This is a genomic window from Streptomyces yokosukanensis, from assembly GCF_001514035.1.
Classification (GTDB): Bacteria; Actinomycetota; Actinomycetes; order Streptomycetales; family Streptomycetaceae; genus Streptomyces; species Streptomyces yokosukanensis.
The window spans coordinates 583,439-606,630 of sequence record NZ_KQ948210.1; the positions used below are offsets into that span (position 1 = coordinate 583,439).

Sequence of the window (23,192 nt, forward strand, 5' to 3'; positions counted from 1 at the left end):
CGAGGAGCAGCCCCATGTCCGCCACCGTCTCCTTCAAGGTCCCCACTCCGTCCGGCCCGAAGGACGTGACCGTGTCCTACGCGCGCGTGGGCCACGGGGAACCGCTGGTCCTGCTGCACGGCATCGGCCACCACCGGCAGGCCTGGGACCCGGTCGTGGACATCCTCGCCACCGAACGCGACATCATCGCCGTCGACCTGCCGGGCTTCGGCGCGTCCCCGGGCCTGCCCGACGGCCTCGCCTACGACCTGCCCACCACCGACGCCGTGCTCGGCGCCCTGTTCGAGGCGCTGGAGCTGGACCGCCCGCACATCGCGGGCAACTCGCTGGGCGGCCTGCTCGCCCTGGAGCTGGGCCGGGAGAAGCTCGTACGGTCCGTCACTGCCCTGTCCCCCGCCGGATTCTGGACGGACGCCGAACGCCGGTACGCCTTCGCGGTGCTGCTCGCGATGCGAGGCATCGCGCAGCGGCTCCCGCTGCCGCTGGTGCAGCGGCTGTCGCGCACCGCGGCCGGCCGCACCGCGTTGACCAGCACCATCTACGCCCGCCCCGCCCGCCGGGCTCCGGAGGCCGTGGTCGCCGAGACACTCGCGCTGGTGGGCGGCACCGGGTTCGACGCGACGCTGCGGGCGGGTGCCACCGTCCGGTTCACCGACGATCTCCCCGGTCTGCCGGTCACGGTGGCCTGGGGCACCCAGGACCGGCTCCTCGTGCGCCGCCAGGGCGTGCGCGCAAAGCAGCTCATCCCGCACGCCCGGCTGGTACGGCTGCCCGGCTGCGGCCACTGCCCGATGAACGACGACCCGGCCCTGGTCGCGCGGGTCATCCTGGACGGCAGCCGCTGAGCGGAGCGAGGTTCGCGATCGTTCGTGGCACGGGGCACCCGGACCGCCGGAACCGACCCGGGCCGGCCCCGCCTGTGCGGTGACACGCGCGCGTGCGGGCGGGTCGCGGAGGCGGCGTCCTGGTGTCGGGCCGGATGCCACGGGGCCCCGCGCTCGCGATGTCCCGCGCTCAGGGGAGCCGGACAGACCCGGACCGCGCAGTCGACTGACGGACCGTTCGACGTCATGGCGCCCGGGGCCGGCGTCCGCTCCGGGTCCCGATGTTCATTTCCGGTTTCCGCACGCGCCGCAGCGCCCCAGTAGGTGTGGGCTCTGCACACCGGCCGGATCCCTGCCCTGGAGGCACTCGCCATGTCAGACCGATCGCTCCCCGGCCGTCGCGGCCTTCTGCGCGGCTCCCTCGCCGCGTCGGCGGCCCTCGCGCTGCCCGTCGGCCTCGGCGCGGCCCCGGCGTTCGCCCGTTCCGGGCGCCCCCGGGCCGGCTGGGGCGTGCAGGCGGGCGACGTGACCGCCGACTCCGGCCTGGTGTGGGTGCGTTCGGACCAGCCGGCCCGGATGATCGTGGAGACCTCGGCCACGGAGTCGTTCCGCAACGCGCGCAGATGGCACGGCCCGCTGCTGGGCTCCGGCAGCGACTTCACCGGCACCACCCGGCTGCACGGCCTGCCCGCCGGTGAGCAGATCCACTACCGCGTGCTGCTCGCCGACCCGGACGACCCGCGGCGCACGGGCGAGCCGGTGACCGGCACCTTCCGCACCGCACCGGCCCGGCGACGCCAGGGCGTGCGGTTCGTGTGGTCCGGCGACCTGGCCGGACAGGGCTGGGGCATCAACGAGTCCATCGGCGGCTACCGCATCTTCGACGCGATGGCGACGGTGGACCCGGACTTCTTCCTGTGCAGCGGCGACAACATCTACGCCGACGGTCCGATCGCGGCGACCGCGCCCCTGCCCGACGGCAGCGTCTACCGGAGCATCACCACCGAGGAGAAGGCGCACGTGGCGGTGACCCTGGACGACTACCGGGGCAACTTCCGCTACAACCTGCTGGACCCGGCGCTGCGCCGGTTCAACGCCCAGGTGCCGAACATCATCCAGTGGGACGACCACGAGGTCCGCAACAACTGGTACCCGGGCGAGGTCATCGGGACCGGCACCCCCTACCCGGCCGGCACCAGGCTCGACGACCTGGCGCCGCGTTCCCGGCAGGCGTTCTCCGAGTACTTCCCGATCTCCACCGTCAGCGGGCGTCCGGACGGCCGGATCTACCGGGTCGTCCACCACGGACCGCTGCTCGACGTGTTCGTGCTCGACATGCGCTCCTACCGCGACGCGAACTCGCCGGACGACCAGACCGCGGACCCCGTGGGCATCCTCGGCCGCGAGCAACTGCAGTGGCTCAAGCGCGAGCTGGCGAAGTCCCGTGCCACGTGGAAGGTGATCGCCAACGACATGCCGCTCGGGCTGGTCGTGCCCGACCCGGTGGAGGGCAGGCCGAACTTCGAGGCCGTGGCGCAGGGCGACCCGGGCGCGCCCCTCGGCCGCGAGCTGCAGATCGCGGAACTGCTGCGCTTCATCAAGCACCGGCGGATCACCGGCACGGTGTGGCTGACGGCCGACGTGCACCACACCTCCGCCCAGCACTACGACCCCTCGCGGGCCGCGTTCAAGGACTTCGAGCCGTTCTGGGAGTTCGTCTCCGGGCCGCTGAACGCGGGCGCCTTCCCGGCCAGCGCGCTGGACGGCACGTTCGGCCCGGACCGGGTCTTCCTCAAGGCGCCCGCCACCGCCAATGTGTCGCCCGCCGAGGGCTACCAGTTCTTCGGCGAGGTGGACATCGACGGCGACAGCGGCGAGCTGACGGTCCGGCTGCGCGAGTACGACGGCACGGTGCTGTTCACTCAAACGCTCCAGCCGGGCCGGGTCGGCCAGTAGGCTCGGGCAACTCCTCTGCCCTGCGGGCCTTTTCGCAGCTCAGACCGATTGTCAGTGGCCGCCGCTACGGTTTTCGCATGACACGATCACTACGGGCGACGCCCCTCCCCCACGCCTCCGCGTCGACGTCGGAGGAGGACGACAACGCCACCATCTGGAGCCACACGATGCGGGGCGCCCCGACCGTAACAGTGAGGACAAAAAGGACGGAGCATGCTTTACCCATCGGTCACAAACAGTTCGTGATCACGCAACACCCTTCCTTCACAGTGGCAGCATGAGTGCAGACATGTCTGATGTGACCCGGACGAAGCACGGCCGGCCCGTGCACCACTGGCGGCGCGACCTCGTGGAGCTGGCCGCCCTGTTCACCGCCGTCGCGGTCGCCGACGCCGTGGCGAATCTGATCGGGCACGGCCCCGACGGTCCCACGCTGCTGGTGGTCTCGGCCCTCGTGCTGGCCGCGACGGCCGGCTTCCACACATGGTGGGCACGGCGCCACGGCCACGCACCGCCCGCCGACGATACCGGCGCCCGGCCGGCTGCCGGGGCGCGGCCGGCCGGGCCCACCGAGCAGCCGGCCGGGCCGGCGGACGGCGTGGCGGACGCCAGTGCCCTGTGGCGGATGCGGACGACGGTCCAGGACGAGCCGGGCTCGCTGGCGACGCTGTGCACAGCGCTGGCCGAGCGGCGCGTCGACATCCTGAGCCTCCAGACGCACCCCCTGGCCGACGGCACCGTGGACGAGTTCCTGCTGCGGGCGCCGACCGCGCTGGCGGCGGCCGAGATCACCCGGGCCGTCTCGCTGGCCGGCGGCGACTCCACCTGGATCGAGCGTGCCGACGCGCACGATCTGGTCGACGTCCCCACCCGGGTGCTCGGCCTCGCCGCGCGCACCGCGCTGGACGCCGCCGAACTGCCGCTGGCACTGCGCCAGTTGCTGGGCCGGTGCACGATCCGCTCACTGCCCGGCACACCGGCCGGCGCGGACCGCGGAGCGAAGCCGGTGCCGGTCGAGGGCGTCCTCGAGGACACCGTGATGCGACTACGGGCACCCGAAGGCGCCGTGCTCACCGTGGAGCGGCCGTATCTGCCCTTCACGCCGACCGAGTTCGCGCGGGCCCGGGCCCTGGTGGAGCTGGACAACCGGCTCGGTCCGCGCATCCCGCGCGGCAAGGACGTGCTGACGCTGCCGGAAGGCGCCGACATCACGGTCCGCCGGGTCGACACCGGGGACCTGCCCGCCGCGAGGGCGATGCACGAGCGGTGCTCGCCGCGCACCCTCGACCTGCGCTACCACGGCCCGGTCAACGACGCGGACCGCTATCTGAACCACCTGCTCAGTCCCCGTTTCGGCCGCACGCTGGCCGCGCAGTCCGCCTCCGGCCGCATCGTCGGCCTCGGGCATCTGCTCTGGGACGGCGACGAGACCGAGGTCGCGCTGCTGATCGAGGACGAGTGGCAGCAGCGCGGCATCGGCGGCGAACTGCTCGGCCGACTGGTGGCCATGGCCGTGGAGGCCGGCTGCGAGAGCGTGTACGCCGTGACACAGGCGTCCAACACCGGCATGGTCGCCGCGATGCGCCGCCTCGAACTGCCCCTGGACTACCAGATCGAGGAGGGCACGCTCGTCATCACCGCCCGGCTGAACGCCGCAGCGGTGGTCGCCCGGCCGCCGTACGACACCGCCCGGCGGTACCCCGGCGACCCGGCCCGCCGCGACTGACGCGGGGCGCGCCCGGACCGCCCTCGCCTCGCCTTCCCACCCGCGTGGCGCCGGGCGCCCGCGACCGGGCCGGTACGCCTCTCGGCACGGCCGCGCTCCGATCCCGCGCGACGGCGCTCAGCCACGAGGGCGGTGTCAGGCGGTGCCCGTCCCGGCGGTGTCCCTCGCCGCCGAACCCGCCACCGGCCGCTCCGGCGCCGCGCACAGCGCCTGGTCCAGATCGGCCCACAGATCGTCCACGTCCTCCAGGCCCACCGACAGCCGCAGCAACCGATCGCTCACCCCCGCCCCGCGCCGGTCGTCGGCGTCGACGATGCGATGGCTGATGGAGGCGGGGTGCTGGATCAGCGTGTCCACGCTGCCCAGGCTCACCGCCGGGGTGACGAGCCGGACCCGGGAGACGACCTCGTGCGGGTCGCCGTACACCTCGAAGGCGATCATCGCGCCGCCGATCCGCGGGTAGTGGACCCGGGCCACGCGCGGGTCGGCGGCGAGCCGGCGGGCCAGTTCGGCGGCGTTCGCGGAAGCCGCCCGAACCCGGACCGGCAGGGTGGACAGCCCGCGCAGCAGCAGGTAGCCGGCCAGCGGATGCAGCACACCGCCGGTGGCGAACCGTATCTGCCGCAGCCGGCCCGCGAACTCCTCGTCGCAGGCGACGACGCCGGCGAGCACATCGCCGTGCCCGCCCAGGTACTTGGTCGCACTGTGCAGCACGAAGCGGGCGCCGTGCGCGGCGGGGCGTTGCAGCACGGGGGTGGCGAAGGTGTTGTCGGCGAGCAGCGGCACCGGGCCGCAGACGTGCGCGACGGCCCGCAGATCCAGTTCGGCGAGGGTCGGATTGGCCGGGGACTCGACCATCACCAGGCCGGTGTCCGGGCGCAGCGCGTCGGTGATGCCGGCCGGGTCGGTCCAGGTGACCTCGGTGCCGAGCAGCCCGGCGGTGAGCAGATGGTCGCTGCAGCCGTACAGGGGCCGTACGGCGACGACGTGGCGCAGGCCCGCGGCCATGGAGGTCCCCCCGCTCGAGCGAGGCCGAGAGTGGGGGAGGGCGAGGAGGACCGCGCTGAGCGCCGCCATTCCGCTGGCGAAGGCGACCGCCGACTCGGTGCCCTCCAGACGGGCCAGCGCGGTCTCGAAGCGGGCGACGGTCGGATTGCCGAGGCGGCCGTAGACCGGCGGTCCGTCCGGGTCGGCGCCGTCGGTGGCGAAGGCGTCGATGCGGGCGGCCTCGGCGCGGCTGTCGTAGGAGGGGTAGGTGGTGGACAGGTCGATCGGCGGGGCGTGCAGACCCTGGCGGGCGAGATCGTCGCGGCCGGCGTGCACGGCCTCGGTGGCCAGGGCTCTGGGTGCGGTGCGTACGCCGTCGTAGGCACCGGTGGTCGCTGTGTCCATGGGCGGAAGGGTGAACAGTGAACGGTTCACCGGGTCCGTGTGCCGTGCTACGTTCGAGCCATGGCCGAATCTGTCGCACTGGATCCGGTTGATCTTCATCTGCTGCGGCTGCTGCAGAACGACGCCCGGACCACCTACCGCGACCTCGCCGAACAGGTGGGCGTGGCGCCGTCGACGTGCCTGGACCGGGTGACCCGGCTGCGCCGCTCGGGCGTGATCCTCGGCCATCAGCTGCGGCTCGATCCGGCCAAGCTGGGACGCGGGCTGCAGGCGCTGCTTCTGGTGCAGGTCAGGCCGCACCGGCGGGAGCTGGTCGGCCCGTTCGTCGAGCGGATCCGGGCGCTGCCGGAGGCCCGGACGGTGTTCCATCTGACCGGGCCGGACGACTACCTGGTGCATGTGGCGGTCGCGGACATGGCCGATCTGCAGCGGCTGGTGCTGGACGAGTTCACCGCGCGGCGCGAGGTGGCACGGGTCGAGACCCGGTTGATCTTCCAGCAGTGGGAGTGCGGCCCGCTGCTGCCTCCCGGCCACGCCCAGAGCTGAATCCCCCCGAACGTGGGTGACGCGGAGATCCTCGTCGTACCAGGATGGGCGGCATGTCTGAGACCAAGAGCCCGCTGCCCCGTCAGGTGGCCGACGCGTACGTGGACGACCTCATCGCCCTCGACCCGGTCACCGGTACCTACCTCGGTGTGAAGGAGAGTTCGAGCCGGCTGCCCGACTACTCGCCCGCGGGCCAGGAAGCCCTCGCGGAGCTGTCCCGGGCCACCCTCGCACAGCTGGACGAGGCGGAGCGGCAGCCCGGGGCGGACAGTGACGTGGAGCGGCGCTGCGGGCGGCTGCTGCGGGAGCGGCTGACCGCCGAACTCGCCGTGCACGACGCGGACGAGCACCTGCGCGCGGTCGGCAACATGAGCACGCCCGGCCACTCGGTGCGGGACGTCTTCACGGTCACCCCGGCGCAGACGGACGAGGACTGGGCGGCGATCGTCGAGCGGCTGCGCGCGGTGCCGGGCGCGCTCGCCGGCTACCGCGAGTCGCTCCGACTGGGCCTGGACCGCAAGCTGTTCGCGGCGCCGCGCCCGACGGCGACGTACATCCAGCAGCTCACCGAGTGGACGGACACGGACGGCCGGGGCCGCGGCTGGTACGAGGACTTCGCCGCCGCCGGTCCGGACTCGCTGCGCACGGAGCTGGACGAGGCGGCCCGCGCGGCGACCGGCGCGCTGGTGGAGCTGCGGGACTGGCTGCGGGACGTCTACGCCCCGGCGATCGAGGGCGCCCCGAACACGGTGGGCCGCGAGCGCTACGCACGCTGGTCCCGCTACTTCAACGGCACCGATCTGGACCTGGACGAGGCGTACGCGTACGGCTGGGCGGAGTTCCACCGGATCCTCGGCGAGATGCGGCAGGAGGCGGAGAGGATCCTGCCGGGCGCCGAGACCCCGTGGGTGGCGCTCGCGCACCTCGACGAGCACGGCCGGCACATCGAGGGCGTGGAAGAGGTCCGGGAGTGGCTGCAGGGCCTGATGGACAAGGCCATCGAGGACCTGGACGGCACGCACTTCGAACTGGCCGAGCGGGTACGGAAGGTGGAGTCGCGCATCGCCCCGCCCGGCGGCGCCGCGGCGCCCTACTACACGGCGCCCTCGGAGGACTTCTCGCGGCCCGGCCGCACCTGGCTGCCGACGATGGGCCAGACGCGGTTCCCGGTCTACGACCTCGTCTCGACCTGGTACCACGAGGGCGTACCCGGGCATCACCTCCAGCTCGCGCAGTGGGCGCACGTGGCCGAGAACCTCTCCCGCTACCAGGCGACGATCGGCGGGGTCAGCGCCAACGCCGAGGGCTGGGCGCTGTACGCGGAACGGCTGATGGACGAGCTGGGCTACCTCACCAACCCCGAGGAGCGCCTCGGCTACCTGGACGCGCAGATGATGCGGGCCGCCCGGGTCATCGTGGACATCGGCATGCATCTGGAGCTGGAGATCCCCGCCGACTCTCCGTTCCACCCCGGTGAGCGGTGGACGCCGGAGCTGGCGCAGGAGTTCTTCGGGGCACACAGCAGCCGGCCGGCGGACTTCGTGGAGAGCGAGCTGACCCGGTACCTGACGATTCCGGGCCAGGCGATCGGCTACAAGCTCGGGGAGCGGGCGTGGCTCCTCGGCCGCGAGAACGCCCGCGCGCGGCACGGCGACGCCTTCGATCTGAAGGCCTGGCACATGGCCGCGCTGTCGCAGGGCTCGCTGGGCCTGGACGACCTGGTGGACGAGCTGTCCCAGCTCTGACGGCTGGCCGGCATCGACCTGACCTCAACGCCGGAGGCCGCCTTCCGAGTTGACGACCTCCCCGGTGATCCACGCGGCCTCGTCGGTGGCCGGCCAGGCGATGAGGCGGGCCGGATCGCCGGGGAGGCCCCAGCGTCCGCCGGGGAACCGCGCGGCCACGGCCGCGTGGGCCTCGCCGGTGGCGTGACCGGTCTCCACCGGGCCGGGGTTGACGGTGTTCACCGTGATGCCGTGCTCGGCGAGGGCGCCGGCCAGGGACCGGGTGACCGAGGCGACGGCGCCCTTCTGGAGGGCGCTCGCCCCGCAGGCGGCCGGCCGCCTGGCCATGGCACGTCCGATCCCTGCCCGCCGGCTCGCACCGGTCACCAGAGCGACCCGCCCGCGCAGAGGCAGCGGAGCACACCGCGGCTCCCGCGGACTCGGGCGCGGGTCGGCCGACACGGCCGACGAGCCCAGGGGGGCGTAGGAGGCATCGCGCGAGCGCATCACGGCCGTCGGGGGGGGGCGGCCGGGTAGCGAGGTGTGCCGGCGGTGGGCGTTGAGCGGTGGGCCGTCCGGCCGTGCCCCGGTGGCGCGAACGGCCGGGCGGCGGCTAGCTGGTGCCGGAGGCGATGTGGAGGAGGCCGGGCGGCATGCAGCAGAACGGGCAGCCGGTGCTGGAGACACCGCGCGCCGCCGGGCTGGCGGGGGTCGTGTTCGCGCTGCTGCTGGCGGCGGCGATCGTCCTGGTGCGACTGGGCATCCCCGAAGGGGTCGACGCGGTCACCGCTCAGGGATTCACGGATTCCGGGCGCCGTGACGCGGTGCGTACCGCCCTTGCCCTCATCCCGTTCGCCGGCATCTTCTTCCTCTGGTTCCTCGGGGTGATGCGGGCACACATCGGTGAGGGCGAGGACAAGTTCCTCGCCACCGTCTTCCTCGGCAGCGGGCTGGTCTTCACCGCCACCCTCTTCGGCGCCGCCGCCGCGGCCGGTGCCGTCCTCTCGATCGGCCATCCCCCCGGTACGGCGCCGGAACTGTCCTCGTGGGACTTCGGCCGTCATCTCGCGTACTCGCTGTTGACGGAGTTCGCCATGCGTATGGCGGCCGTCTTCGCCTGCTCGATGTCGGTGATCGGCCACCGCCTGGGGGTCCTGCCCCGCCCTCTGACGATCCTGGGCTTCCTGACCGCCCTCGCCCTGGTCGTCCTCGCGTCCAACGTGCCCTGGGCGGAGCTGGTCTTCCCCGCCTGGTCGCTGGCGCTCAGCGTGTACATCCTCCGGGAGAGCGGTCGCGCCCGGCCCCGCACCGCCGCGAACGCGTGACCGACGGGCCGCCGTGGCACCCGTGCGCCGGGACGGCCGAGAGCCCGAATGGGGGTTTCCCGACGGGCGATGTTGCTCGACGGCACTCATGCTGGCAAACGGGACATGACCGCCGTCCGGGAGTGCCGCGCGAAGACGACCGGCGCACACCGGACCTGGCCACCGGAAGGGCGGAGCGTCGATGCGGCTCGTCGTCGATCTCAACAAATGCCAGGGGTACGCCCAGTGCGCGTTCCTCGCTCCCGATGTCTTCGCCATGCACGGCGAGGAGTCACTGATCTACAACCCGCACGCACCCGAGGAACAGCGCGAGCGGCTGGCTCGCGCGGTCGCGGCCTGCCCGGTGCAGGCGATCACGGCGGACGGGCTGGAGGGCTTGGGCGAGCGGGGCACAGGCTCAGCCCAGGAGGCGCACGATGTCCGCTGACCACCTTGGCCAGCTCAGGCGCGAGGGCCGGATCGTGATCGTGGGCGCCTCACTGGCTGGCCTGCGGGCCGCCGAGACCCTGCGCGCGGAGGGCTTCGCCGGTGAGCTGACCCTGATCGGCGACGAACCGTACGAGCCGTACGACCGGCCGCCGTTGTCCAAGTCCGTGCTGCTGGGCAAGGCGTCCCCGCACCGCACCGACCTGCCCCATCGCCGGGAGATCGACGCCAAGTGGCGGCTGGGCGTCGCGGCGACCGGTCTCGACCTGTCGGCCAAGCGGGTGCGGCTGGCCGACGGGGACGAGGTGGAGTACGACCGGCTGCTCATCGCGACCGGGGTCCGCGCCCGGCCCTGGTTCAAGGAGGACGAGGCCCGACTGGACGGCGTCTGCCTGCTGCGCACCCGTGACGACGCGGACGACCTGTATCAGCGGCTGAAGGCCGGGCCGCGCCGGGTGTTCATCATCGGGGCCGGGTTCGCCGGCTCGGAAGTCGCCTCGGCCTGCCGGGAGATGGGCATTCCCGTCACCGTGGCGGAGCGCGCCGGCGCACCGTTGGTGGGCGCGCTCGGCGGGGTGATCGGCGCGGTCGCGACCGGCCTGCAGACCGAGAACGGCGTGGATCTGCGCACCCATGTCACGGTGACCGGACTGGAGGGCGACGCCACGGGCAGGGTGCGCGCCGTCCACCTGTCCGACGAGAGCGTCGTCGAGGCGGATGTCGTGGTCGTCTCGCTGGGTTCGATGCGCAACACCGAGTGGCTGAACGGATCGGGGCTCGGCGCGGGACCCCGGGGCATCGCCTGCGACGCGGGGTGCCGGGCCTTCGACTTCCGGGGCATCGTCACCGACGACGTCTTCGTGGCGGGCGACGTCGCACGCTCTCCGCACGCTCTGTTCGGTTACCAGTTCCTCTCTCTGGAGCACTGGGGCAACGCCGTCGCCCAGGCTCAGACGGCGGCGCACAACATGATCTGCGACGGCGCCGACCGGCGCCCGCATCTGTGGATGCCCGCCTTCTGGTCGTCGATGTTCGGCGTGAACATCAAGTCGGTCGGTGTGCCGCCCATGGGCGAGCAGATCATGATCACGCAAGGGTCGCTCGCCGAGCGGCGGTTCGTCGGGGTCTACGGCTACAAGGGCCGGATCATCGCCGCCGTGTCCTTCGACAACACCCGGTGGCTGGAGTTCTACCAGCGGCAGATCGAGCGGGGCGCGCCGTTCCCGGTGGAGTTCCCGACGGTGGACCGGCGCCCCGAGGGCCGGCCGGTGGACGCCGACTTCCCGGACCCGTCCCTGCCGACCCACGGCCCCATGATCACCCTCAGCGGTTACTCACCGGCCGACCAGCAACTGGTCTTCCACCCCGCCCGCCACTGACCGCCGCCCGGCCTCGACGCCCCAAGGACCTGCCATGACGCACCCCTCGATGCTGCGCCGGATCACGGACTTCGCCAACCGCGCCAACCCGTATCCGGTGTACGAGGAACTCCGTAAGACACCGGTGCTCCACGAGGAGGACGGCCCCTTCGTCATCAGCTCGTACTACGACATCGAGGCGCTGCTCCACGATCCGCGGATCAGTTCCGACGCCGTCAATCTGGTCGATCCCGGGGAGGACGAGGTGTCGGGGCCCGAGGCGACAGGGCTGCCCCCGAGCTTCATCCGCCTCGACCCGCCGGAGCACGACCGGCTGCGCAGGATCGCCAACAGCTCCTTCGGACCGCCGCACCGGCCACGCCGGATCGAGAACATGCGGGGCGAGCTGGCCGAGATCGTCAGCGGCCTGATCGACGGGCTCGGGGACGCCCGGGAGATCGACCTGGTCGACGAGGTCGCGTACCCCTTCCCGGTGACCGTGATCTGCCGGCTGCTCGGTGTGCCGCGCGAGGACGAGCCCCGATTCCGTGCCTGGGTCGACCCCATCGTCGCCGGCCTGGATCCCGACACCCGGACGAGCGCCGACTCCGAGCGGACCGCGCAGGAGGCACGGCTGCAGCTCGGCATGTACCTGAACGGTCTGGTGGAGCAGCGCGCCAAGGAACCTCGCGACGACATGCTCTCGGACCTGGTGAACAGTCAAGGTCCGGACGGCGCCATGACGACGATGGAAGTGCTCAGCACATCGGTGCTGCTGCTCATCGCGGGACATGAGACGACGGTCAACCTGATCACGAACGGCATGCTCACCCTGCTGCGCCACCCCGAGTATCTGCGGCGGCTGCGCGAGGACCCCGGCCTGTCCCCCAAGATCGTCGAGGAGCTCCTGCGCTACGAGCCCCCGGTGCAGCTCCTCCCGCAGCGCACCTGCATCACCGACATCGAGGTGCGCGGCGTCACCATTCCCAAGGGTTCGCGGATCTGGCTCGCGCTGGCCGCGGGCAACCGGGACCCGGAGCGGTTCCAGGATCCCGACCGCTTCGACCCGGACCGCGGGGACCTCCAGCACCTCGGTTTCGGCAGCGGCATCCACAGCTGCTTCGGCGCTCCGCTGGCTCGGCTGGAAGCCCAGATCGCGCTGTCCGAACTGGCCCGGCGGTTGGAGAATCCCCGTCTCGTCGAGGACCCGCCGCCGTACCGGCAGAACGCGGTGCTGCGCGGCCCTCGGCATCTGAAGATCGCCTTCGACGGACTGCGCTGAGCGGTGCGGCGAGCGGCCTCGGCCGCATGCCGGGCGACCGCCCGCCGGGTGGCGTGCGCCGGGTGGCGTGCGCTGCGTCGGTATGCGCGCCCGGTCAGGACGCGAGGCCGGTCGACGCACGAGCCGGGTCAGGACGCGAGCCGGGTCAGCCGCACCAGCCCGACCCAGGTCTCCGGACCCGGCTGCACGTATGCGGCCTGCACCATGTACGTGCCCGCCGCCAGCGGCACCCGGAGGTGCTCAGTACGACCGGCCGCCTGGCCCGGCCAGGCCGAGTCGAACAGCAGCACCGGGCCGGGCACCCGCCAGCGCACCTCGCTCCCCCACACCGCCGTCTCGAGGGCGGCGGGGACACCGGCCAGCAGTTCCGCCTCGGAGTTCGCGGCGGACCACCGAACGAAGGTGGCGTGGTCCGGCAGGAACGAGGTGGAGGCGGGTTCGTCGCCGAACACCAGGGCCGCGCTGTCGCCGACGGGCAGCAGGCCGACGTACCCGTCGACCTCGCACGCCCGGTCGTAGTCGGTGTCGAGTTCCTCGCTGTCGGCACCCGCCCAGAACGGCAGCACCGTCTCCGGTACGGCTATCAGCGGGCCGCCGCCCGATTCCACCCACTCCAGCGCGCCTGGATCCGCGTATCGAGCCATGGGCAGAGAACCTACACGGGCGTCTGTCAGCAGCCGCACTCGCCTTCGACGGGCGCGGTCAGGGGGTCGGCGGCACGACGGGCGGGCCCCTGCCAGGTCTCGTACGCGAAGCCCTCGCGGGCCCAGTACTCGAAGCCGCCGAGCATCTCCTTGACCTGGTAGCCGAGTTCGGCGAGGGCGAGGGCGGCACGGGTGGCGCCGTTGCAGCCGGGGCCCCAGCAGTACGTCACCACCGGCACCGACCTGTCCAGGAGCCGCTCGGCCTGCTCGGGAACGAGCGCGGTGGGCAGGTGGACGGCGCCGGGGATACGGCCCTGGTCCCAGGACTCGGTCGAGCGCGTGTCCACGACGACGAAGCCGGGGTCACCACCGGCCGCGAGCACGGTGGCCACGTCGGAGACGTCGGCGTGGAAGGCGAGGCTCGCGCGGAAGTAGGCGGCGGCCTCGGCGGGAGCGGCGGGGGCGACCCGCAGGACGGGGTTCTCCGCGGCGCCGGGGTCCGCCGAACGGACACGGCTCGCCGAAGGGACAGGGCTCTCTGAGGTCTGGGTGATCATGACTGAGAATCTATGGCCCGGGGTCCTCTCCTTGAAGTGAGAATCCACGGCCCACCCCTTGATCCATCCGGGAATTCCCTGCTATCCATCCGGGATGACCGCGTATTCCCCGGATGCCACCGACTGGCGCATTCTCGAGGTCCTCCAGCGGGAGGGCCGGGCCAGCTATGCCGAGCTGGCCCGCGCCGTCTCCATGTCGCCGAGCGCCGTCACCGAGCGGGTCCGGCGGCTGGAGGAGGCCGGCGTGATCCAGGGGTACGCGGCGGTCGTCGACCCCGAGCGGCTCGGACTGCCGATCCTCGCGTTCGTCCGGCTGCGCTACCCCAACGGCCACTACAAGCCGTTCCACGACCTGGTGGCCGCGACGCCCGAGATCCTGGAGGCGCACCATGTGACGGGCGACGACTGCTTCGTCATCAAGGTCGCCGCGCGGTCCATGACGCATCTGGAGGAGATCTCCGGCAAGATCGGCACGCTGGGCTCCGTGACCACCAGCGTCGTGTACTCCTCTCCCCTGCCCCGGCGCGCCCTGGGCCACTGATGCCCGGACGGGACCGCCCACCCGCGCGGGATGCGCGTGGTGGGCGGCCTCACCTCTGGTCACGTCCCGGAACCGGCCGCGGCGCACCAGCTCGTGACCGGCGCGGATGGCCGGCCGGGTCCAGCCGGCTTTCCCCGGATCCGGCGAGCCCTCACACCCCCCGCTGCCGCAGCACCGACCCCGTTCTGCCCTTCACGACCTCCAGCTGGGCGTGGATACGACGCCGCAGGTCAGGGACGTGGCTGACGATGCCCACGCTGCGGTCGCGTTCGCGCAGGGAGTCGAGGACGTCCAACACCTCGTCGAGGGTCTGGTCGTCGAGGCTGCCGAAGCCCTCGTCGATGAAGAGGGTGTTGCAAGATCGAGTTCTACGGGCGCATTAGCTCTGACCAGGCAAAACAGGGTATGAAAGGCCCCTCGGAGTGATCTCCGAGAGGCTCTCTTGATGGCTGGGGGACAGACGGGGGACAGTGCGATTGAGCGGCGCCCCGCACCTCGCCTCCAGGGGCGGGCCGTACAACGTGCAGATGCCGCCGACCCCCTTGTTACCGAGGCGGGCGTGGAGCGCGCCTCGGCCGGCCGCTGTGGCGTCGGAACCATTCCAGGTACGCCGGTGCGGGTGAGCCCAGACCGGTGGACATGTCATAGCCCTTGGTCGCTTTGAGGCCGTAGTCGTGGCCGAGCGTGTAGAGGAGAAAGCGGTAGGTCCCTGCGTTCGGGCCCATGTCGCGGATGACGGCGGTGGGCCGGGACAGGTCCCGGATGTCGTGAAAGACTCCCGCACTCCGCAACATGTACAGCAGGGGATTGGCGAAGCCCAGCGTGTGTCCGGACAGTTGCTCGGCATCGGCCTGGAGGGCGGCGAAGGCCGGGGTGGCGGCGGATGTCCCGCCGTAGCCAACTGTTTCGAACCGCCCGGAGTCGGTGCGGCCGATCAGGACGGGGAGTGCCCCGTCACCTTCCATCGAGATGTCCGGCGTGACGCGGTGGTCGTGGGCGAACGATTCGGGGACCGTGTCGCGCTGGTACCAAGGTCGGCTGAAGTCGCTCGGGCCGCCGCCGCTGCCGAAGGCGAACAGGCCGGGGATGGGCTCCCACGCGGTGTCTTGCGGGGAAAGGATCGAGAGGTCGTCGCCCATGCTGGTCTCCCAGGCGTACCCGCCGTCCTTGGTGGTGGCCAGTGTGGTAGCGCCGACGGACGTGACCCAGGGGGAGCCGCTGGGAAAGTCAGCCTGCGGCTGGGTGGTATTCGGGTCGCAGTTGAAGCCACCGGAGGCGGCACCGGGTGACTGGTCACCGCAGTCGCCGGCAGCGAAGTACACGCCGATGCCCTCGGCTGCTGCCTGTCGGAAGAGCAGGTTCCAGGCTTTGATCACCGCGGGTGTGAGGTGGGGTCGACTGGTGTGGATGACCTCGGCCCACGAGTTCGATATGACGTCAGCGGCGCGGTGGTCGATGACGTACGACTCGGCATCCATGAGGTCTGCATCCAGGCAGGAGTTGGCCCCTGCATAGAGGATGTCCGCGTCAGGTGCGTAGCCGTGAGCCATGTCCACGTCGAGCGCCTGCTCGCCTGCCCAACTTGTCGGCGGTGCACATGCTTTGGTGACGTTCCAGTCGGACGGACTGACCCGCTCGCGGTACTGGCCGGACTGGAAGGGCTGGTCGCCCGTGAGGGTGGCGTAGGAGTTCGCGTCTTGCTCTGCGGTGGCGCTGCCGTAGGCACCCACGATGGCGATGGTGCGGCCCTTGCCGCTGGCGCCCGAGGCCGTGACACCGTAGGCGCGGCGCAGTTGGCGTGGGGTGTAGGGGCAGGGGGCGTAGGTCTGCGTCTTGCCGTATGCCTTTGGAAGAGCGGGGGCGGGTCGTTCGCCGAAGTATGAAGAACAAACCCGTTGGCCGCTGGTGTGCGGTTCGGGATGACTGAGGGGCTGCGCAGTAGCTGGGACGTTGAAGGACAGGCCCTCTACAGCCCTCGCGTCGCGGCTGAGGGAAGCAGGAACACGCACGTCACCCGCGGGCGACTGAACGGTACCTCCCGAGCCGGCGTAGCGATGGATGCTGGTACCCATTGCTCTGGCGAAATCGCCTTCCGTTCCGGAGACTTGGAGATAGTGAGGAGATTTCGCCGTCACGCGTAGGTGTGCGCTGGTGAGCCACTGCGTGATTCTGTGTCGCGCGCTGGGTGTGAGTCCGAAGCGTCTCTCGTATTGGGCCGGTGTGAGGAAGTGCCGGTAGCGGGGGTTGGTCGGTGTGGTGACGGCGGTGAGGAAGGCGTCGAGTCCGTCCGGGTCGCGGGGGCCCAGGTAGAGACGGGCGATGAGGTGTGTGGCTGCGGGGATCTGACCGGTGTCGGATTCCGTGGTGGCGCGGTCGGGGTGGCTACCCGGGAGGGGTGCGGGCTTGTGTGGCTCGGCTGCGTTGGCCGTGGGCGTGAGAGCTGCGGCCAGTGCGGCAATGGCTGCCACCGAGGCGAGGGCGCGCCGTATGTGGATAGAGCGCATGGAGCGCAGACTTCCTTGGAATGGGTCGGGTGGGTGTGCCCGGGAAGCGGGGGCTGCCGCATCGCGGAAGTGTTGGGGTTGTGTGCCGTGTCAGGCGCGGATCTTTCGCCCGCGGTGGAGGCGTCCGGGGATCCTGGTGAACTCCAGGTCCAGGCCGGCGCCGTCGCGTTCGGCGTGGATGTGCAGGTGCGGTTCGGTGGTGTTACCGGTGTTGCCGACCTCGCCGAGGAGTTGGCCAGCGCGGACGATGTCGCCCTTCGTTACCGTCACCGAGCCAGGGCGCAGATGCGCGAGTTTGATGATCTCCCGTCCGGTGTCAACGAACACGTGGTTGCCGTAGGGCGGTTGGTAGCGGATCTCACCCGGCTTCTGGTCTTGCACCGTGTTGGAGGCGGAGATCACCCGTCCGTCGCAGGGAGAGCGGACAGGACGTCCGTAGGCGGCGTAGGCGGTGAGGTCACGGCCGGGCCGGGTACGTGTGCCGTGCGGGCCGAGCGCGACCAGGTCGAGGGCGCCGCGTTGCTCCGGTATCCGGGCATGATGGTTCAGTACACGGCCTCCGCCTTGTACGACGTACCATGTGCCGTCCAGCGGGAACAGCAGCGGCTGGGACAGTGGCGCCTTCCAGCGGTGCAGTCGTGCGGCGGTGACGATCCACGCGGCTCCTGCGAGCAGTGTGATGGCGCCGGTGAGGTGGAGGGTGCCGCGCCCTGCCGGTAGATCGGGCAGTCGCCAGGCGGAGGCGATGGCTGCGACGGCACCTGCCTCGACCGTGCGGCGCAACAGGCGAGGCTGTTGCGCCGGTGCGCCGTATCCTTCGATGATCACGTAGAAGGCGGCGAGGGCTGCGATATCGGCGAGCCAGGCGGTGCGGTCGGCGGCCGTCCAGACGGTCAGAACGTTCCAGAAGGTGACCAGGGTCAGGTATGCCGCCCAGGTCAGGGGTGCGGGTAGATGTCGGCGGCTGCGTGGCGGGGTGTAGCGGGCGCCTTCGATGCGCAATGCTGTGAGTTCGCCGTCACGTGCGACTTGGGCCCAGGCGCGTACCTGTCCTTTGCTGCCGGACACGATCAGCCCGTCGGGGCTGTCCGCCACGGTGACGAGGTCTCCGATGCGGGCCGTGGTGGCGCTGACTATCCGCTTCAGCGTGTCCGCGCCGACCTCTTCTGTCACACGCGGTGCGAGGCACTGCCACTCCCCCGGGTCTGCCGTGAGGAACCTCGACAGGGCTTGCGCTTCAGGTAGTTCGGACGGGACGGGCGGTTCGGGCGTCAGATCGCGCACGTGTGCTCCCACGGGCCGGGAATACGGTGCCGGTTGCGGGCGATCAGCCGGTAGGTCGCCTCCGCCACCTGTCGTACCCCGGGCAAGGTGAGCGCGCGGCCGATCCGCCGGGCGACCGGACTGCCCGTCGCGAACCATGCGGCGAACGCCTGCGCTCCGCCCTGGAGGTGCCCGTCGTGCATCAGCCACATACGCTCTCGAGCGTCTTGCTCGGTCAGCCCGTATATCGCTAAATCCACGGCCTGATAAGCCCGCAGGCGTCCGGACAGGCGCAGACGACGACTGCGCGCCAGGTGCATCACGGTGGTGCGGCAGAAGCCGCAGGTGCCGTCGAAGACGATCACAGGCTCAGACATGATCGTGGGCTCCCTTCCGAAGAGATGTACTGGGCAGGCGAGATGCCGAGCTGCGGATCGGGGATGTGCGTATGCGTCCCGCCTCCCCCGGCCAGTTTGCCGCCACGCGGAGCCGACCGGCTTGCAGGCGCCTCCACAACGACCGGTAGTCCTCGTCGCGCAGGCAGACGGAGTCCGCGCCGATCATCAACAGGCCGAAGCAGACAAGTCCCATGAAGGCCGCGATGCCCAGGTGCATCGCTTCCAGCGCGAGGATGTTGGCCTTGCGTAGCCAGGCGCGCGAGGAGACCAGGGCGAACGGAAAGGCCAGCTCGATGACGATCGTTGCGTACGACATTGCCGTGCCGAGGTAGGCGTTGCTCATGACGTGGGCGAACGTGGCCGACATGTGGAACTCGGTCTCGCGGCTGATGTAGTACATCGCAACACCGTCCTGCCAGACCTTTCCGAAGATCTTCCAGTAGCCGGCTGCGAGGTACAGAACGGCAGTCTGGAAGACGATGAGGTACGTGGCGAGGTTGTGCAGCACGGTGGAGATGGCCGGTTGCCGGTCTTGGGCGAGGAGCTTTTCACGCCGCTTCTTGGCGCCAGGGGCGAAGTAGGCGTTGGAGCAGGTGAAGGCCAGGAAGATCACGAGAATCTGGGCGAGGTTGTCGCCGCCTTCCAGAAGGTCCTGGTTGCGGTAGTGCAGTGACCACATCATCACCGCCTGCACGACCGTGAGCGCCCGGCCTCCGTAGATCATGAACGCCGCGGAGGTCAGGATCGTGGCGTGGAAGAGGAATTCGAACCACGCCTGTGAGTCGCTGAACAGGTAGAGGGAGAAGCCGCCGCCCGGGATCTGGGCGGATGCTGTAGAAGGGCTGTCATAGGCGTGCGGGCCCCACAGGAACTGTCTGTTGGAGTAGTCGGCGAGGCAGTACAGGATGGTCGCGAAACCGATGACCAGCCGCATCAGAGAAAGACCGATGAGGCGCCGCTCCCTGCGGGCGAGCCGCAGCGCGAACCCGTCCAGGCGGGCGAGGAGGAACGCGCCGGCCATCTTGTGGGCGCGCGCGGCTCGGGGCGCATGCCGGATCACTGGGCCACTCCTGGTACGTAGGGCATCCATGACGTCTGCAGAAGGCCTTTGAGCTTCTCCTTCGGGTGGGGACTCTCGTACCGCTCCGAGAACGAAACGATCGGCCGTGTCTTGAAGGTCGCCTGCACCGCGAGGATTCGCGCTCCTGGGTATAACGAGTGCGCGCGGGCCGAGAAGAAACGCTGCATCTCCTCGAAGTCGGCCTTGTACTGCTTGTCCAGGGCCGCCTGTGCGGCCTTGCGCTGTGCCGCGGGAAGCTTCTTGATGCGAGTGGCCGCGCTCGCGTAGTGACTGCTGGTCTGGTCGAAGGCGAGCATGATGCCGGGCAGCTTTGTCGGGTTGATGCGGAAGCCTCGCGGGGCGCGGTCGATCGCCTCTTCGACCTCGACCGGAGCCGTCTCGACTGTCTCTCCGCCGTACTGAATCCGAGCTTGCAGATAGACCAGGTCGTTGCTGGTACCGGGCGTTGGTCCGAAGAGCTGCCAGTCCTGCCAGAAGTACGGTTCGAGAACCCTGCGGGCGGGTCCGATCAGTCGCACAGATGCCGGTGACTGCGGGGCGTTGTACACAAGACATGCCGCCATGAAGGCAAGTACGGGCAGGACGCCCAGGATCACGCAGAGCCGGACTCGCACGGGAACAGGGACACGGACAGGGGTGGGGCGGACTCTGGAGAGGGCTTCGCTATCGCCTGTACCGGGTGCCGGTGTGTCGTGTGATGATCCGAGGCCTGATGCGCCGAGGCTCGACTCGTCAAGGGATTTCGTGTGCGCTGCCATCCGGGAAAGATCCTCCAGGTGTGTCGGTCGGACGTCGTCCGGCGCATCGGATGCGATGCGCCGGACGACGCTGGTCGGAGCTCAGTTCCGGCCGGTCATTTCCCGTTCGGATCTCAGTTCGCGTCGAACTGCGCGTCGCCCGGGATGACCCCGTGCAGCGAGGCCGGGCTCGTCACCGGGCCGCCGCTGGATGAGGAGGACGACTCCGACGACGAAGACGAGTCGCTGGACGACTTGATCTTGGTTGTGAGCTTCACAGCCGTGTCGATGACCTTCCCGCCGACGGCTCCGGTGACGCCCGCGACGGCGGCGTCGGCCAGAGCGTGCAGGAACTGCGGGTTGGCGCCGCCGTCAAGGACGGTCGCGCGCTGCACCGATTCGTCGGCCGCGGCCTTCTGCCGGGGCAGGGACGAGGCGGACGCCGAGGACGCCATCAGGCCACTGGAGGCGGCGGCGATCACGCCAACGAACACGGAGCCTGCTATGAACCTCTTGGCTCTCATTTGCCTTCCCTTCGAATGCAGTCGGGTGGAGCAGGACAGTTGACGTCAACGGTGCGCATCTATCTCTTGCGCGATTTCGTACGTCTTCGCATGCGGAGATCATGCTTGCGGCTGGAAGCAGCTGCGCCCATCCCCCGCTCTGGCCCGTTTTCATCGCCACGTCCCCCAACTGGGGGGGGGAGTCACCTGCGTATCATCAAGTCACCAACAGCTCTTGAATCATGCCGCCCGGCTGACCACCGGGTGACGGGGAGCCACTGGCAGGCATGGGGGGAGTCATGACCAGAGTGCTGATTGTTGATGACGAGTCATTGGTTCGTTCCGCCTTACGCGCGATGCTTCAGCGTCCCGAAGCATCCGATGTGCGGGTGGTGGGCGACTGTTGCGGACGGGAGGCGGTCCGGCTCGCTCGAGAGAAGACCGTGGACGTCGTCTTGCTCGACCTGCGGATGCCGGACGTGGACGGCTTCACGGTGTTGCGTGGCCTCAAGCAGATAATCGATCCGCCGGCCGTCGTCATAATGACCCGCTTCGCAGCCGACTCGGACGTGTTGCGGGCCTTCGCGGAGGGAGCCATCGGCTATCTGCTCAAAGACGTGACCGCCGACGAACTCACGGACGCAGTCCGGGAGGCAGCGGCCGGAGTCGGCGCGGTGTCCCGTCCCGTGGCGCCGACCGTCATCGATGGCTATCGCAGGTTCGCGTCCCGCTCCGTGAGGGACGCCGAGGCCCGCGACCGTGCAGCACGGTTCACACAGCGTGAGCGTGAAGTCCTCGAACTCCTGGGCAGCGGGCTGACCAACCGCGAGATCGCCGACTGCCTCGTGCTGAGTCCGGAGACGGTCAAGAACCATGTCAGCGCGGTCCTCGCCAAGCTCGGCACCAGGAACCGAGTGCGGGCCGCGCTGACCGCCGAAAGGCTCGGCTGCTCAGCAAGTCGGCGTGAGCGGCACGAGACGCAGGAAGCTCATCAGGGAGCGGGCCGCCGATGCCGGAGTACTGCTCCTCGCTGGAGTCGACCTGCTGCAGTGGCATGCGCACTCGCCGGGCTGGCATCCGCACCAGCTTGCCGTGTCCGTCATCGCCGTGCTTGCGCTGGTTCTGCGTCGTCGCTGTCCGCTGGGCGTGCTCGCGCTCACTCTCGTGGGCATGGCCGACGGAGACATCGTGCTCGCCCCGATCACCGCCCTGTTCTACGTCGGGCAACGGTATGCGCTGCGCACCGCCGCCATCTGCAGCGCAGCGGTCACGGCCATCGCCGTCGCGCAGTCCCTGCTTCCCGGTCGTCCAGCGCCCAGCTCGCTCAGGGACTGGATCATCCACATCGTCTACGCTGCCGCAGTTTCGGCCGCACCGACGGCGATCGGCCTTCAACTCCGCACTCGTAGGGCGCTGGCGAACAGCTACGCCGCGCTCAGGCGCAGCCGGGCCGAGGAATTACATCTCGCCCGGCGCCTGGCCTCCGTGGAGGAGCGGTCCGCCCTGGCTCGCATGTTGCACGACTCCGTCGGTCATGCAACGAGTCTGATCGCGCTGCGTGCGCAGGCTCTCCAATCACGCACGCAGGACCCGACCGCGGCCGAGGACGCCGCTGCCATTCACTCGCTCAGCCGCAGGGCGCTCGACGAGATGCGCGCTGTCACTGGGATGCTGCGCCCTCAGGAGGACGATCCAGGGGCGGGCGGCTTGCGGCAGATCCCGCAGCTCCTGTCCCGTGCTGGCCTGTTCGATACGGCTCGCATAGCCGTTAAAGACCCCGACCGCTGGTCCGCTCGCGTCCAAAGCGCCGTATACCACGTCGTTCAGGAAGCCCTGACCAACGCCATACGGCATGCGCCGGGGGCACGGATCGAGGTAGTGGTCGAGTCAACTCCCGCGAATCAGAGCGCGGATCGGCTGTTCGTGGACGTCCGCAATGGGCCCGCGCCCGGCGCGACGCCGTCGGTCCCACACGGCGGGCACGGCCTCACAGGGCTTGCCGCACAGGTAGCCGAAGCGCACGGCGCGTTCACGTACGGCCGGACCGAGGCGGGCGGCTTCTATGTACGGGCGGTGTTCTGATCGAGCAGTCCGCGCTGCCCAGGTCCGGGGGGAATACGCCGGCTCACGACGCGGGCTCGGATGGGCTATCCGTCATACAAGTCGAGCCAGACGGGACAGCCGTCAAGGATGGCTCTCGGAGTGATCTCCGAGAGCCATCCTTGACGGCAGGACGATAAACCCGGGGCAGTCCGATCAGGCAGCGCCCTGTGTCTCATCCCGAGGGGTGGGCCGTACAACGCGCAGATGCCGATCGTCTCTCACTTCAGTGACCGAGGCGGATGTCGCATCTTGCTGCATCTCTTCTTCCTCATGAGCCGGAGTGGGGTGGTGCGTGGAGTGCG

General features: G+C 70.4%; 20 protein-coding genes and 3 pseudogenes. 12 read left to right on the forward strand and 11 right to left on the reverse strand.

Annotated features, from left to right (window positions below; genetic code table 11):
* Window positions 1-14 precede the first annotated feature (14 nt).
* The 3 genes from AQI95_RS15405 to AQI95_RS15415 all read left to right on the forward strand — a co-directional run bounded on the left by AQI95_RS15405 (window position 15) and on the right by AQI95_RS15415 (window position 4,506).
* A complete protein-coding gene (locus AQI95_RS15405; RefSeq protein WP_067122943.1) occupies window positions 15-845 on the forward strand; it encodes an alpha/beta fold hydrolase in 831 nt (276 codons plus the stop codon).
* A 351-nt stretch (window positions 846-1,196) separates the two neighbouring features.
* Complete coding sequence (locus tag AQI95_RS15410; protein WP_067122946.1) at window positions 1,197-2,780, forward strand: alkaline phosphatase D family protein; 1,584 nt, start codon at window positions 1,197-1,199, stop codon at window positions 2,778-2,780.
* 277 nt (window positions 2,781-3,057) lie between these two features.
* Window positions 3,058-4,506: a GNAT family N-acetyltransferase gene (locus tag AQI95_RS15415; protein ID WP_208614178.1), complete on the forward strand. Its 1,449-nt coding sequence runs from the start codon at window positions 3,058-3,060 to the stop codon at window positions 4,504-4,506.
* A gap of 135 nt (window positions 4,507-4,641) precedes the next feature.
* Here AQI95_RS15415 and AQI95_RS15420 read toward each other — a convergent pair whose 3' ends face one another.
* Entirely contained in the window at window positions 4,642-5,898 is a 1,257-nt protein-coding gene (locus AQI95_RS15420; protein WP_067122952.1) for a trans-sulfuration enzyme family protein, read from the reverse strand.
* 60 nt (window positions 5,899-5,958) lie between these two features.
* Between AQI95_RS15420 and AQI95_RS15425 the strand changes: the two genes are divergently transcribed.
* Together AQI95_RS15425 and AQI95_RS15430 are read left to right on the forward strand one after the other, a co-directional pair.
* On the forward strand, window positions 5,959-6,444 hold the full coding sequence (locus tag AQI95_RS15425; RefSeq protein WP_067122955.1) for an Lrp/AsnC family transcriptional regulator: 486 nt from the start codon (window positions 5,959-5,961) through the stop codon (window positions 6,442-6,444).
* 53 nt (window positions 6,445-6,497) lie between these two features.
* Window positions 6,498-8,189, forward strand: a complete 1,692-nt coding sequence (locus AQI95_RS15430; RefSeq protein ID WP_067122958.1) for a DUF885 domain-containing protein — start codon at window positions 6,498-6,500, stop codon at window positions 8,187-8,189.
* A 24-nt stretch (window positions 8,190-8,213) separates the two neighbouring features.
* Here AQI95_RS15430 and AQI95_RS48990 read toward each other — a convergent pair.
* Window positions 8,214-8,489, reverse strand: a pseudogene (locus AQI95_RS48990) (SDR family oxidoreductase); the annotation flags it as partial.
* Window positions 8,490-8,821: 332 nt separating this feature from the next.
* On the opposite strand from AQI95_RS48990, the gene AQI95_RS15440 reads away from it, so the two are divergent.
* The 4 genes from AQI95_RS15440 to AQI95_RS15455 all read left to right on the forward strand — a co-directional run bounded on the left by AQI95_RS15440 (window position 8,822) and on the right by AQI95_RS15455 (window position 12,559).
* Window positions 8,822-9,493 (forward strand): hypothetical protein, encoded by a 672-nt coding sequence (locus tag AQI95_RS15440; protein WP_067122963.1) that lies wholly within the window; start codon window positions 8,822-8,824, stop codon window positions 9,491-9,493.
* Between the two features lie 181 nt (window positions 9,494-9,674).
* Complete coding sequence (locus AQI95_RS15445) at window positions 9,675-9,920, forward strand: ferredoxin (protein WP_067122966.1); 246 nt, start codon at window positions 9,675-9,677, stop codon at window positions 9,918-9,920.
* Window positions 9,910-11,298, forward strand: coding sequence for an NAD(P)/FAD-dependent oxidoreductase (locus AQI95_RS15450; RefSeq protein WP_067122971.1), 1,389 nt, complete (start codon window positions 9,910-9,912; stop codon window positions 11,296-11,298). Before AQI95_RS15445 ends, AQI95_RS15450 begins: the two co-directional genes overlap by 11 nt.
* 34 nt (window positions 11,299-11,332) lie before the next feature.
* Window positions 11,333-12,559, forward strand: a complete 1,227-nt coding sequence (locus AQI95_RS15455) for a cytochrome P450 (RefSeq protein WP_067122973.1) — start codon at window positions 11,333-11,335, stop codon at window positions 12,557-12,559.
* Between the two features lie 128 nt (window positions 12,560-12,687).
* Here the strand turns inward: AQI95_RS15455 and AQI95_RS15460 are convergent, their stop codons facing one another.
* Window positions 12,688-13,203, reverse strand: a complete 516-nt coding sequence (locus AQI95_RS15460; RefSeq protein WP_067122976.1) for an immunity 21 family protein — start codon at window positions 13,201-13,203, stop codon at window positions 12,688-12,690.
* A gap of 26 nt (window positions 13,204-13,229) precedes the next feature.
* Window positions 13,230-13,760, reverse strand: a complete 531-nt coding sequence (locus AQI95_RS15465; protein WP_208614179.1) for a rhodanese-like domain-containing protein — start codon at window positions 13,758-13,760, stop codon at window positions 13,230-13,232.
* A 94-nt stretch (window positions 13,761-13,854) separates the two neighbouring features.
* Between AQI95_RS15465 and AQI95_RS15470 the strand changes: the two genes are divergently transcribed.
* Window positions 13,855-14,301 carry an Lrp/AsnC family transcriptional regulator gene (locus AQI95_RS15470; protein WP_067122979.1) on the forward strand — a complete coding sequence of 149 codons (447 nt, stop codon included), beginning with the start codon at window positions 13,855-13,857 and terminating at the stop codon, window positions 14,299-14,301.
* A gap of 151 nt (window positions 14,302-14,452) precedes the next feature.
* Here the strand turns inward: AQI95_RS15470 and AQI95_RS44845 are convergent.
* The 7 genes and pseudogenes from AQI95_RS44845 to AQI95_RS15500 all read right to left on the reverse strand — a co-directional run.
* Window positions 14,453-14,656 (reverse strand): annotated as a pseudogene (locus AQI95_RS44845) (SbcC/MukB-like Walker B domain-containing protein); the annotation flags it as partial.
* A 190-nt stretch (window positions 14,657-14,846) separates the two neighbouring features.
* Window positions 14,847-16,805 carry a S53 family peptidase gene (locus AQI95_RS44850; protein WP_079071267.1) on the reverse strand — a complete coding sequence of 653 codons (1,959 nt, stop codon included), beginning with the start codon at window positions 16,803-16,805 and terminating at the stop codon, window positions 14,847-14,849.
* A 90-nt stretch (window positions 16,806-16,895) separates the two neighbouring features.
* The gene (locus tag AQI95_RS15480) at window positions 16,896-17,978 is read right to left on the reverse strand and encodes a M23 family metallopeptidase (RefSeq protein ID WP_067122985.1); all 1,083 of its coding nucleotides are present in this window, start codon (window positions 17,976-17,978) and stop codon (window positions 16,896-16,898) included.
* A gap of 98 nt (window positions 17,979-18,076) precedes the next feature.
* Window positions 18,077-18,445, reverse strand: coding sequence for a thiol-disulfide oxidoreductase DCC family protein (locus AQI95_RS15485; RefSeq protein ID WP_067122988.1), 369 nt, complete (start codon window positions 18,443-18,445; stop codon window positions 18,077-18,079).
* A complete protein-coding gene (locus AQI95_RS15490; RefSeq protein ID WP_067122990.1) occupies window positions 18,438-19,526 on the reverse strand; it encodes a hypothetical protein in 1,089 nt (362 codons plus the stop codon). Before AQI95_RS15490 ends, AQI95_RS15485 begins: the two co-directional genes overlap by 8 nt.
* On the reverse strand, window positions 19,523-20,143 hold the full coding sequence (locus tag AQI95_RS15495) for a DUF5819 family protein (RefSeq protein WP_159056526.1): 621 nt from the start codon (window positions 20,141-20,143) through the stop codon (window positions 19,523-19,525). The genes AQI95_RS15490 and AQI95_RS15495 overlap by 4 nt, the downstream gene beginning before the upstream one ends.
* A 275-nt stretch (window positions 20,144-20,418) precedes the next feature.
* Window positions 20,419-20,778 carry a hypothetical protein gene (locus tag AQI95_RS15500; RefSeq protein WP_067122997.1) on the reverse strand — a complete coding sequence of 120 codons (360 nt, stop codon included), beginning with the start codon at window positions 20,776-20,778 and terminating at the stop codon, window positions 20,419-20,421.
* Between the two features lie 365 nt (window positions 20,779-21,143).
* Here AQI95_RS15500 and AQI95_RS48995 point away from each other — a divergent pair.
* Window positions 21,144-21,659 (forward strand): annotated as a pseudogene (locus AQI95_RS48995) (response regulator); the annotation flags it as partial.
* A 91-nt stretch (window positions 21,660-21,750) separates the two neighbouring features.
* On the forward strand, window positions 21,751-22,869 hold the full coding sequence (locus AQI95_RS49000) for a sensor histidine kinase (protein ID WP_067123003.1): 1,119 nt from the start codon (window positions 21,751-21,753) through the stop codon (window positions 22,867-22,869).
* The last annotated feature ends 323 nt before the right edge of the window (window positions 22,870-23,192 follow it).